9 protein-coding genes and 1 pseudogene are annotated in these 12,949 nt (G+C 40.5%); 1 reads left to right on the forward strand and 9 read right to left on the reverse strand.

Going from position 1 to position 12,949, the window contains the following annotated elements:
• Positions 1–8 precede the first annotated feature (8 nt).
• The 9 genes and pseudogenes from H6G86_RS39075 to H6G86_RS31205 all read right to left on the reverse strand — a co-directional run.
• Positions 9–188 carry a hypothetical protein gene (locus tag H6G86_RS39075; RefSeq protein ID WP_242065059.1) on the reverse strand — a complete coding sequence of 60 codons (180 nt, stop codon included), beginning with the start codon at positions 186–188 and terminating at the stop codon, positions 9–11.
• 276 nt (positions 189–464) lie between these two features.
• Complete coding sequence (locus H6G86_RS31170; protein WP_190937561.1) at positions 465–1,559, reverse strand: cyclic nucleotide-binding domain-containing protein; 1,095 nt, start codon at positions 1,557–1,559, stop codon at positions 465–467.
• A gap of 21 nt (positions 1,560–1,580) precedes the next feature.
• Entirely contained in the window at positions 1,581–2,804 is a 1,224-nt protein-coding gene (locus H6G86_RS31175; protein WP_242065060.1) for a DUF7005 family protein, read from the reverse strand.
• A 178-nt stretch (positions 2,805–2,982) separates the two neighbouring features.
• The gene (locus H6G86_RS31180) at positions 2,983–3,771 is read right to left on the reverse strand and encodes a MinD/ParA family ATP-binding protein (RefSeq protein WP_190937562.1); all 789 of its coding nucleotides are present in this window, start codon (positions 3,769–3,771) and stop codon (positions 2,983–2,985) included.
• A gap of 123 nt (positions 3,772–3,894) precedes the next feature.
• Positions 3,895–6,642, reverse strand: coding sequence for an amino acid permease (locus H6G86_RS31185; protein ID WP_242065061.1), 2,748 nt, complete (start codon positions 6,640–6,642; stop codon positions 3,895–3,897).
• A 3-nt stretch (positions 6,643–6,645) separates the two neighbouring features.
• Entirely contained in the window at positions 6,646–8,085 is a 1,440-nt protein-coding gene (locus tag H6G86_RS31190; RefSeq protein WP_190937568.1) for a PDC sensor domain-containing protein, read from the reverse strand.
• A 640-nt stretch (positions 8,086–8,725) separates the two neighbouring features.
• Entirely contained in the window at positions 8,726–9,532 is an 807-nt protein-coding gene (locus H6G86_RS31195; protein ID WP_190937563.1) for a response regulator transcription factor, read from the reverse strand.
• A gap of 54 nt (positions 9,533–9,586) precedes the next feature.
• Positions 9,587–11,215 carry a sensor histidine kinase gene (locus H6G86_RS31200; RefSeq protein WP_190937564.1) on the reverse strand — a complete coding sequence of 543 codons (1,629 nt, stop codon included), beginning with the start codon at positions 11,213–11,215 and terminating at the stop codon, positions 9,587–9,589.
• A gap of 465 nt (positions 11,216–11,680) precedes the next feature.
• Positions 11,681–11,881: pseudogene (locus H6G86_RS31205) on the reverse strand (helix-turn-helix domain-containing protein); the annotation flags it as partial.
• A 358-nt stretch (positions 11,882–12,239) separates the two neighbouring features.
• Here H6G86_RS31205 and H6G86_RS31210 point away from each other — a divergent pair.
• A complete protein-coding gene (locus H6G86_RS31210) occupies positions 12,240–12,590 on the forward strand; it encodes a helix-turn-helix domain-containing protein (RefSeq protein WP_190937565.1) in 351 nt (116 codons plus the stop codon).
• Positions 12,591–12,949 lie beyond the last annotated feature (359 nt).

The following is a 12,949-nucleotide window of genomic DNA, read 5'->3' on the forward strand; positions in this document are numbered from 1 at the left end:
TGTTTTTTCTAACTACTTGAAGAAGTTTTTGGTTGCCAAAGAATGGCAGTCAATTCTGCCATATCCAAAGCTTGTTTAGCTCTAATTACTGCTCTGAAAAAAGCTTCTTCATCTTGCCAACTAGAGCGAGGTAAAAGGAAGGGCTGAGAAATTAAAAGTTCTTCAGCTTGTTCAATGACTTCTTGCAAAGAGCTATGGCGGATATTACCACCAGCATAAGCAGCTGTTGGCAGTGAAGGACAACCTTTAATTGTACCGTCCGCCTCTAACCCTAGAGTAGACAGTCCAACACCGCAACCCCGCCCAAATCCCCATTCATCACCTTGTCCCCGCAGTAAGTGTTCGTAGATTCTGTAGTAACCAATGTTGTTACCCGCCGCAACTTTTTGTTTTAACTCTCTGATAAAAAATGATTTTTTAGATTTTTATTATCTAATAATCTGATGCACTCTCTATTCAGAAATTCAACTTACTTTTAACCGTCCTACCATCCACTCAAATCTTTTTGCCGCGATCGCTACACGGTCTAAAACGTTATCATTCAATTCATCCTCATATTCTATATCTTTAGCTAACGGTAAACCTTTACTATAAACACGTCTACCATAACCAAGCTGACTCAGCATTCCCTGTAATCTTTGAGAAAGCAAAGTTGCAATAACTTGATAAAAACGAGATGCAAATCCTATATCTTGCTGCAACTTTGCTGCTAATTGTTGTCTGTCAATTGACAACACAATTGAATCTTCAATAGTTTTAACCGTTGTCAAAGGTAAGCGACCATCAATGAAGGGTGTTTCGCCGATGATTTCACCTTTGGATAATCTGGCTATTTCTCTACCAGAAATTTCACTACCTTCTATAGTAGCAAAAGCACGCGCTAAGGGGTTACGCTCATTCTCATCAATAGATAAAGACATTGCTCCATCTAAAAGAATATACAGCCCATCCACAAGCCCTCTTTCACTGATAAGTACAGTATTAGCAAGAATTTTTTGCATTTTACCACAAGCTGTGATCCAATCGATGTCACTATCATGTAATCCTCCTAACACAAATAATACATCTCTCAAAGGTTGACTTTGTGCTAAGTTTTTACGTCCCTGTTGATTGATGGTGCTTTGAATTCTATCGCAAAGGATAATTGCGATCGCCCGATAAAAGCGCGAAGCAAAACCAACATCTTGCTGCAGCTTTGCTGCCAATTTCTGTTGAGGAATTGATATCACCAGTGATTTTTCTACAGCTTTAATAGTTGTAGCGGTTGGGCGATTACCTATCAATGGTAGTTCTCCCACCACTTCACCACTGGATAATCTCGCAATTTCCCGACCTGAGATTTCACCACCTTCGATTGCTGCAAAAGCACGAGTCAAAGGATTATTATCTGGTTGAGAAATGCTAACTGTTAAAATGCCATCTAGCAAAATGTGCAAACAATCGGTAGCTTTTCCTTCTTGGATAAGTATAGTGCCAGGAGCTATTTCTAGTTGATGACCTGTCGCAATCATCCAATCAATGTCACTGGTAGTTAATTCTTTGAGTAAAACTTCTGTCATAATTAATACCTGTTTTGAATTTTATATTTTTGATTCTTGTAGAAACACGTTAGCAAGGCGGGACAAAGTACAATTTTGCGTTTCTACACATGAAGTCTTCAGCAATCTATCTAAGTTTTGTTGAATAAACGAGTTCGCCTCTTTTGAAGCTAATTCTTCCAATGTTAAATAAGTCAATGTCGTTAACATCAAGGGTTGAATATTAGTATCAGTTAATTTTCGTGCATACTCAGCGTGAAAGCGCTGCAAATTTTCGGCGGCTGCTTTCACTAATGCCTGTAGAACCCTAAAAGCCCCATCAGAAAGTGGTGGATTACCCCGATAGTTTTGCAGTCTACCTCCCTTTCGGTAATCAGGAAACGACTCTAACCCCAGAAATCGCAAACACCAGTCGGCTCGATAATACCCAGTAGCGGCTACAATGCCTCTGTAGTCGGCAATTAGCTCATCAAGGATATTGTTTTGCATGGAGTTAAACAAGCGGCGTGTAAAATAGTGTGTACATTCATGTTCCAGCCGAATTGTTAGTGATAGCTGCTGCCATTGGGATTCTTCAAGTCCCATATCCCTGGCTGAAATGTTGCTATAAGCGCCATCACTCAAAATAATCAACTTATCCTGATAAAGTTGCTTCTGTGGTATTAACCGTTGAAATTCTTTTGCCCAATTAATTTCTGAACTAGCAAGATTTTCCGCCTCCCATTTTTGGCGATACTGACGAATCCGATCCCAGTTATTAAAACCGCTAATTATGCAGGCTCCCATTGAGGTAGGGACTGGCTGGGGTTCATTTCGCTTTGTCAGGGCTTGTACTAAAGAAAGAAAGTCCTCTCGGTTTCCAGCTAGTAATACTGGTATGATGCCAGCCAAGCTTTGATGCAGTATTAATTGGAGTTTTTCAGGTTGTTGTAAAACCAAACCAGTCGCTTCAGGCATTCTATCCGCAGTAACGCCCCTACGAGTGGCAGACAGATATACTTCAGTTTGGCTGATACCTTCTTTAATGGGGAATTGGAACTGAACCAGTCGTTGTTTCAGTGCTTCAAATACTCCTATAACTCTGGCTGCAACGGCATATTCTTCCCAAGCAGCTACATATAATTCAGGAGTAAGGGGAAATTTGAGAGGATGAGTTAATATGTTGTGATCAAAAACGTTTTGATTGTATACCAATAATTCTTCCGCCTCTCTAGCAATGGCTCCAAAATAGGTGAGGATATCGGTACGAGATGGTTGTTGAATCATAGGCGATGGGGGAGTTAGGAGTTAGGAGTTAGGAGTTAGGAGTTAGGAGTTAGGAGTTAGGAGTTAGGAGTTAGGAGTTAGGAGTTAGGAGTTAGGAGTTAGGAGTTAGGAGTTAGGAGTTAGGAGTTAGGAGTTAGGAGTTATAAGAATTCTTTCCCCAATGCCCCATGCCCAATAACTAACGAGTAACGACTAAACCAGCAATCTGATCGGTAATTCCTGCAATTGTCTGACTGATGGGATGTTCAGAGTAACGTAGGGAGAAAATACCAAGGCTTGCTAGGTGCATCATTTCTTCGGAAAGGGGCAAAATTCCGGCTACTGGGACGTTGTAAATTTTCTCAACCTTTTGTTGTAAGTCTGCAAAATCTATGACTGGTAGCGCTTTATTGATTACCAACAACATTTTTGGCACTCTGAGCTTGCGGGCTACATCCACTGTTACCGCAGTACCTTGGAAGTCTTGATTATCTGGACGTAAAAGAATTATTAGAACATTGGAAATACCAATAGAAAGTAAGGTTTCTTCATTCAATCCTGGATGTGTATCAATTAATAGATAGTCTAGTTTCAGGCTGCGAATAAGTTGCTGAAAACCATCGTTGAGTCGGATTACATCATACCCTTCACGGAGAATTCTGGCGATTTCACCAGCCTTAATACTAGAAGGTACTAGGTAAAGCTTACCCTTGACTGTACCTGCATTTCCTTGTTCTGCAATTAGAGTATCAGTCACGTCATAGGCTGCGTCTTTAATATCGCATTGTCCCCATAAATAATCATTGAGTGCGCGTTCTATTTTATTCTCGTTGAGTCCGAAAATAACGTGAATTCCTGGTGATTGGATGTCAGTATCAATAATGCCTACACGTTGTCCTTGAAGTGCCATAGTAGCTGCTATATTGGCAATCAAGTTTGATTTACCAGTACCGCCACGGAATGAATGAACTGCGATAATTTGTGCCATAGATTACCTCGTAATTAATTATTTATTGGGCATTGGGCAATTCAATTTTGGATTTTAGATTTTGGATTTTGGATTGAAATTTAATTCAAAATCCAAAATTTAAAATCTAAAATTCCTGCTCCCTCATTTTGCTAACTCTGGGAACGTAAATTTTAACCAGCAGCGATCGCCCCCCAAAGGCAGCAAAACTCGTCCGTTGGATAGCTGCAAGTTAAACTGCATATTCTTGTTTCCACTCTGGACTTCTACTAGTAGTCTGCCAAGGTAACTTTGCGTGGTGGCAAGCAGAGGGGCAGAGGTGCGGAGGGGCAAGGGGGAAAGAACTTGTACAAATCTCTCCTCTGCTCCCCTGCTCCCTTGCTCCTCTGCCGACCTCCACTCAGCAATTTTGGGTTGGCGAACTACTAGTGCTGGCAAACTCTTGGAGTCAACTTTGGAGTTGCTTGTATGCGCCCACACTCTGAGTTCTTTTTCTTGCTTGTTTGGTAACAGAAAGGTGGCATAGCGCAGGGCTGAAAGTGATGGAATCTCAATTGTGGCTGCTTGGTGATGTTGTTCACCATCGGCATATCCCAGAAGTACTTGGGCGATTTTTGGTTGTCCGTCTGCTGTGATTGTGAATACGGAACTACCTCCCAGGTGTTGATCTTCTCGTAGTTCTACAACTACACGAGAAGAAAAGGCTCCATAGTTTTTCATCACCAGAGTTGCTCCTAAAGATAGTGCAGCAACGGACAATGCAGTAATCCGCGCCAGGGAATTTTCCCAGATAAATAAGCCGTGGATGAGCAGGATGCCTAAGAATAAACTGTATACACCCACGCTGAACAACGGATGATTGAGAAGTTTCAAGACTACTCCGGGTATGAGTTCGCCTTTGCGCCGACTAGAAACTAATAATAAAACTGGGAAAATACCACCAACAAGGGAGTTGCCAAGGATACCGGCGAAGGCGAGTATATTGGTAAAGGATTGGACACCAGCCAAGAAAAGCCATTCTGTCAACAAGAAGACTAGGAGTAAGGGGCTGATAGATAATAAGAAGCGACGTTGGTTGAGCAAGGTTGTCCAAAACTTTTTCGTCTGACTCTGATGCCCAAAAGCAAAATTTCCGGCATCAGCTTTCAAGCCTCCTTCATAAACTAAGAGCATGGGTGAAATGATTTGTAGACAAGCTCTATCCTGGTTAGCTGACTTCACCTCTAGAACCAAGCGGGTATCCCACTTGCGTAAGTCGGGAAATTGATTGAATAGTTCTTTAATATCCCAATGTTCAGCGATGGCAATTTCTACAGAGTCAACTTTGCCGCTTAATTGAATATCTACACGAAACTTAGATTGAGTATCTGATTGTCCCAAGTAGGTTAAACCAATATGGGGAATCTGGCTGGATTCTCCAGAGGGATGTAATATTAACATTCCTTGCTGGCGAGGTAAGCTTAATACAGATTTCGGTCGGGCTGGCAACCACTCTTTAGCTAAGTTGACTAGGAGACTAGAACTACGTAGCCAAGCCATTCCCAAAAGTAGGGTGACTAGAACTGCCCCTAAAACTGTGACGATGGAACCTACTTCTCGTGCTAGTGGTGCTAAAGCTGTGCCTGATTGTCCTGCTAGCAATTGGGGGGCGATCGCTCCATTGACTGCTAACACCCAAATGCAAAACAATATAGTCAAAAAAGCTGTTCCCGCAACGCTACCCCAAATCAAGGAGGTGGCGCTAGAGTCACGCGGAAGTATGAGTTTGCCGCATTCCCCGACATACACATGGCCAAAGTAAAGCATCAGGCTGACACCGAAAATCCTCTGTAGTATCCCCGGTTGGAAATGACCATTAAGAAAGGGCAATTTTACATATAATAAATTTTCTAATTGAACATGACCGAATGCCAGCAGTGAAAGGATCAGCAGCAAACTCACGTTGATTACTGCCAAAAATACCATTAAGGCTACGGTGAAGTTCAAAGATTTACGCGATCGCAAATACAATCCTCCACCAAAGAGCAATGCTGCCCACAATGGTGCTGGTAAGGGTGTAAAGCTGGCCATCGTCACCGACAAACCAATATAACAAGCTAATGCAATCAGAAAAACCCGGATACCAACTGCTATAGAAAGTATAAATGAACCTGCATTTCCTAAATAATTAGATACTAATTGTTTGATAAAAGAATTCCCATAACGAAAGTCACCACTACGCCCAACAGCTTCTGCCATACAAGCCATTGTCAGGATGTTGATAGTACCGATAATCAGCAAAAAGGCAATGGTAACTAATGGCCCAACATCGGCCACTGCAATGGGCAAGGCTAAGAAGGCTTGGGGAAGCCCTAAAGCAACTGTAAGTATGGAAGCTAGCCAAAAGGGGGGCAGAGATTCTAGACTTTGGGCGATCGCTGCACTCATCCAGCGCCACTGTTCAATCAGTGGCAATTGGGATGCAAAAATAGTTAAGAGTTGTTTTCTGTAAAAGCGGGAATAAGCCACCTGTACCGTTTTATCATCCAAACCCAAAGCGGCGCGGATGTGAGGCACTACTTTCTCGGTGAAAGCGTATTTCTGTCCTAAAGCATGGGCGATCGCAGCTTTTAATTTGGGATTTTCTGGTACTAGAGATGCCCACTGACTGGCGTAGCGTTCCAAGTGCTGAATCGTGGGGTGGAGTGGTGGGGCATTTCCTAAAGCAAAGGCTTCTAAGAAAGCTAAATCACGCTCATTGGTAGCTTGCTCTGTTAAGGAAAATTCCACCAGCGATCGCGCCACTATTTGCGCCGTCCGACTCTCGATTAAAAACAGTAGCGTATTCGCTCGTCTCGCAGGTAAACCCGCCAGCACTTCCTCACGCGATATCAGTTCGTCGTCGGATGGCATGATTTATACCTCAGTATTTAGCGATCGCTCTTTCAGAGATTGGACTTTACTCTGCAATCTCTGGTAGTACTCTGTCTCAGTTTCACTGACGGTTACTGTCTGTTCTCTGAGTTTTTGGATTTTCATTTGTAACTGCTGAAAGTGTTCATTTTCCGTAATTTCCGCAACGTGGTTAGCTCTTTTAGTTTCGTCAATTTCAATGCGAAGTTCTTGGACTTGCATTTTCAACTTTTGGTCTCGCATTCTGACTTTTTCAGCCATCTTCAAGAAAACACGCACTAATTGACCGATGTCATCTTGACTATGTGTTGATTTTGCCAAACTCTGACGGAGTTCCAATACATGAGAATCAAAATCATCTTGTTCTAGTGCTTGAGCGGCTTCTGTGAGGGCGTGAATTGGTCGAGAAATTCTTCTGGCTAAGAGTAGCGCCATTATCGCTGTGATGCCGCCTACAACTACCACACTGCTGCCATGCAGCCAAATCAGCCGGTTCAAAGGTGCAGCAAACTGTGCCTTGGGTTGGCTGATTCCCAAAACCCAAGATTGTTCTGCTAAAGGTGCAAAACCAACTATGCGGGGCATCTGCTGGGGTGGAAAGCGATAGATTGCATGACCTACAAGTTTTGCTTTTACCATCACTTTTAACTCTGCAATGTTCAAGCTCGGAATCTGTTCCAGTCCATAACGTCTATCAGCGGCAATCTGCTTTAAAATATCAGGGGGCAGAGGGATGAGGCTATGGTATAGCAGAGATTGATCGGCATGACTGATGATTACTCCCTGTTGGTCAATTAGAAATGCATAGCTTTGAGAGCCTACTTGCAATGTATTGACAATCGCTCTAATATCTGATCCCCTAATTTTGAGTACTAAGACTCCAACGATTTCACCACTGGGCGATCGCACTGGGTGAGAGAGAAACATTCCTGGTCGTTTCGTCGTTTTCCCCACCAGAATACTAGATATATAAGAGTTACCCTGAATGCTAGAGCGGAAATACTCACGGAAAGCATAATTTTGACCCAAAAATGTGGGATCGGTTGCTGCAACAGCACGTCCCTCTTTATTCATGATAAAAATAGCATCAAAGTCTGGATTAGAGCGGAAGATATTTTCTAGGGCTTGTTGCATATCATTACGCAAGTCTGCTCGTTCCCCAGAGGATTTAGCAGCGAGAAAATTTACCACATGGCGATCGCTGCTAACTTGAACCACAATCCGCTGAATATCAATAATTAATTGGTCAAGACGACTAGCAACACTAGTAGCTAATAGTTCTAACTTGCGGTATTCTCCAGCCTCGACACTATCTAAGCTCTGTCGCAGATTGTAATAGGAAATGAAGCTCATCGGTATCAGCGCCGCCGCAACCAATGCTACCGAAATCTTCGCAGCGATCGGCCAAGCTGGAGGGTAAAAAAGACGATGAGAATGCTTCATTTTCAAAATGCAATACCTGTTGAGGTATAAAAATTTTTACATAAACGTATAAATAGGAAGCAATACTGCATAGGTTTTGGAATTTCTTGGTTGAGGCAAGCAGTTCTTGAGCAGGGGGAGAAATGGAGGCTGGCGTTGAGTTTTACCTACCCTACTTATCCGAGCAGTATTGAAATAGGAAGCTTCAATTCTAAAATTCTTTTACTGCTTCTTATATTTAGCAGCTTAGGAAAGTTAACTAATTACTTCAATGCACAATCTTTGTATAAGACTCACATTTTTTTAGTTTTTACTGTTCTAACTTATATAGTCAGATCCCCGACTTCGTAAAAGTTGTCGGGAATCTCGTTGTTCACGAATCATTGAAGATTGCTATAGCAGTCCTTAATCATTTATTTTTTATTTGGAACTCTCTGAAACTCTCTTCTATAAGAGATGCTGAACAAACAATTTTGAATTTTGTGAGCGTCACGTCGCTTCTCTACGAGACGCAGCGCGTAGCTTGCTTCCCCGCAGGGATACGCTCCGCTCTCTACGAGACGCAGCGCGAATGCGGACTCGCTAACGCTGCGCTAATAAAATTCAAAACTAATGATCCCCATAAATAAATTTAGTTGCTCTGTATCCTTTTCGTTTTCGGTCATTTTGAATTTTGAACTGTTAATAATTGTGCTTTCCTCCAAGCTTGGGGAGTAGTCTTGTGATGTTGGCGAAACTGGCGGAAAAAATGACCTTCATGCTGATAACCTACCGTTTCAGCAATCTGATTCACGCACAAGTTACTTTCAAGTAACAAGGTACGTGCTGCTACCATCCGACGTTCCACAATCCAATGATTTACTGTTTGTCCCGTATGACGGCGCACTAAGTCAGTTAAGTAAGCAGGACAGTAACCAACAGCAAGAGCCACATCTTGTAAACTAATTGGTTGATGATAATTTGCTTCAATGTACTCGAAGACTTGGCTCAGATGAGAGTCAGAAGGAAATATCGATTGTGAATTTAGTGATTTTGTAATTTCAGATAAAGGTGAAACTATAGTTTGCGAGAAATTTACCGCATAATACTCTTTCGTAGCTGCTTGTTTTTGCAGTCGAGTTGCGATCGCTGATAATAATTCCTCTACCGTAGACGGTTTAGTAAGATAGTCATCAGCTCCTAAATCCATGCCTTGGCGAAGTTCAGCCTTAGTAGCCTTAGCAGTCAGAAAAATGAAAGGAATCATTGCTGTGGTAGGGTCTTGGCGCAGAGTGGATAGAACACCGTAGCCATCAAGTTCTGGCATCATAATGTCGCAAAGCACCAAATCTGGTAAGTTTTCTAGCGCCTTCTGTACACCAACAAGACCATTTTTTGCACCGATGGTTTCAAAACCTTCTGCCTCTAGGCTATCTAGAAAGATATCTCGCGTTTTTGTCTCATCTTCAATCACCAGAACTTTGGCCATACTTTCCTTTGAGGTATTGTCATAAATTGTAAAAAGCTATTATTTATACTGATGTTATAAGAGTAATGTAACTGTAAAAGTAGTACCTTTTCCAACTTCACTCACTACATCAATTTGGCTATGATGTAAGTCTGTAAGCTTCTTGGCAATTGCTAACCCCAGTCCGTTACCTGGTATGTCCCCCACATTTCCACCCCGATAAAATGGCTTAAACAATTGTTGCTGATCTACCACCGGAATACCAATTCCCCGATCTTTTATCTGGAAAATAACTTTTTTATCTTCGTAGGATAGTAGTAAATCAACCTTGCTATTTGTTGGGGAATATTTGATAGCATTTGAAAGCAAATTCGTGAGGACGGGTTGTAATAGCTTTTTATCTACCCACACAACTTGACAATCACCTTCAATAATAAAGTTGACTGAATTAAGATTTGTATAAAAGCTCATTTCTGCCAAAACCTCCTGGCAAAACAAATTTAAATCAAGCGGTTTTAGCTCGTACTGTAGTTTTCCTGCTTCTACACTTTCGATAATAAGAACTTCATCCATTAATTGGTTTATCTGCTCAACTGCTGTTTGAAGATTCTGCAAATACTGTAATTTCTTTTTCTCATTCCAACTGTGACTATGACGTTTCAACAAACTAGTTGAATATGAGATAATATTTAAAGGGTTACGGAATTCATGAGAAACCATAGAGATGAAGTACGCTCTATCTTCAGCAAGTTGTTTTTCTTGCTGTATAATTCGGTGATTTTCTTCTTTTGCTTGTTGGGATTCAGTAATGTCCCGAAAGCTCCATACTGTCCCGATAATTTCTTCAGCGAGTCGCAGAGGTTTACTGTATTGCTCGAAAAACCTCCCATCTTTCAATTCTAAAATATCGCAGCTTTCAAAATCTATTTGGCTATCGAACTGATTGACATTTCTGCAAAATCTTTCTGGATTTTTAAGTTGGTTCTTAGAAAAAGTCAGATATTGATTATGATTGCATAAAGTATTAATATAATCTGGAATATGCCACATCTGGACAAAATTTTGATTGGAGCTAATAATATCTCCATTTGATCTAATAGCAATAACACCGTCAGCGATAGATTCCAGAGTTGCTTGAAGTAACGAAATAGAATTCTCCAGTTTTACTTTTACCCGTTCGCACTCTGCTCTCTTGTGAAATAATTGCTGATTGACGTACTTGGATTCAGCTAGAAGCTTTTCTACTCTACATTCTAGTATTTGATTAGATTTATCTAATCTGAATGAAGCTTGTTTGGATTTGCTGATATCTCGGATCAGGATACAAACATACTCTTTAGCTTCATATTCCATATATGTAGCAGAGATTTCCACAGGAAAATACTGTTCTTTTAAAGTTTTATATACAGATTCAAAATATAAGTAACCTTGTTGTTTGAAACTTTTCCAGTAATTCGGCCAAACTTCTAGCGGAAAGTCTAATATTATATTATGTATAGTCCTAGATACTAATTCCTCATAAGGATACCCTACCAAACTACAAGCTGCATAATTAACGTATATAATCTGTGCATCTGACGTTATCCAGAAAACTGCATCTGTTAAACGTTCCATTAAAAACCTGTTAAGCAGCAACTCTTCTTCTAATGGCAACATAGCGACTTTAGATGTTTTTAGCTCAGAAAAGCTGTTTTTGAAAATCATAAGTTTTAATCGTAATAATTTCTAAGGAATGTGAGTCAGGTAGGCAAAATAGGAATTATACATATAGGACTCTGATTTGATTTTTGAAAATATCCTGAGACTGAAAAGCCCGTTTTATAAAGATTTTATTTGAAATATTGTTCATAAATCAGATATGGGTCTTATATAGGACTCCAGTTTGATTAATGAAAATTTTGTCAGATAAAAGCTTTGTTGTCCAAAGATTTTAGTCTCAGTATACTTTCAAAAATGAAATCGGATTCCCATATAATCATCTCTTAGCTTTTGACAGAACAGCAGACTGCAATTAGGTCTACAGCATGGCTTTGATCAAACAAAGATAATAGTTTCGGAGAGTGTAGACACTTTTTTGCGGCTGAGTTCACCATTGCAAAAAACCGAAATTCTATAATTACTTAGCCTAAAAAACAAGAAACTAATTAGCGGTCAGTAGTTTTACTGTTGCCGATGAGTAGCAGGACAGCACCCCAAAGTGCGACAAATTTGCGTTTGTGATTTTCCCTCATCTGCCAACAACATAATTTGAATCCTCTGGCGATACATTTCAGGTAAATCTTCTTGCAGACTTTTTAGTAGTAATTTGTACTGAAAAGGTGTTAACAATGTACTACTATAAATATTGGACTCTTTGATATCATCTTCCATTTACTTTTGATAGATAATCATTAAGCTGGACTATTAAACTTCAAGTAAAATCCATATAGTAATAGTAATTCCCAGCCACGTTTTTCAACTCCCAAAGTAATAGTATAAAAAATGTAGCTATTATTCATTCATCTTTATGCTGGATGGGATGTAAGATTATGTATCTAAAATTGCAACAAACTGCATTGTAATTTTTCAATGTTCGCGCAGTCGGCGGTAAATTCGCCAATTTTAAAAAGGATTTATTAATTGATTTATCAGTAACTGTTCATTATCGAAGTAAGTAAAACGAGGTGAAAAAACCAAACTATGTAAAGATAAGTAAATACATAGAATTTTTCTATAAAGATAACAGGATATGGGCAGCCGTTTAAGGGTATTTTTGACTAGAGAGCAAGATAAAACTCTTTTTAACCTGAGAACAGCAGATGTACCCCAGAAGGTAAAAGACAGAGCAGAGGTAATTAGACTGAGCGCACATGGTTGGTATGTAGAGAAGATAGCAGCACACTTTAACTGGACTGCCAAAACAGTGAGAGAAGTGTTGCATAGATGGGAACATTTTGGCTTAGAGGGGCTTTGGGAGAAACCAGGGCGGGGAGAAAAATCAAGGTGGGCGGAAGCTGACATAGTTTTCTTAGAAGAATGTTTGGAGCTTGAGCCACGTACATATAACAGTGTTCAGTTAGCTCAAAAATTAGAACAATAACGCTCCGTAAAATTAAGTCCTGACAGGTTTTGACAGGTACTAAAAAAAAGGGGAGCATTTGGAAACGAACTTTGGATTTGTCATAAGGGAAAACAAGATCCGGTAGTACAGCAAATCAAACAAGCAGACCTAGAAATGCTGGAATTGTCTGCTGCATCTGGCGAAATAGATTTAAAGTATTTGGATGAATCAGGATTTTGTGCTTGGAGCGAACCGGCGTTACAGTTATTACTTTCGAGGACAGCAAAAACGTTTAGAGCCAGGGCAAACGCATCTAAATATTGACGAGCCTGAATCAGAGTGGAATTTAGCAAAACCCTAATCAAACAAGGCTTTCAGGAAATTAAATATTCATGTGC

Source organism: Nostoc sp. FACHB-133 (assembly GCF_014698055.1).
Classification (GTDB): domain Bacteria; phylum Cyanobacteriota; class Cyanobacteriia; order Cyanobacteriales; family Nostocaceae; genus Nostoc.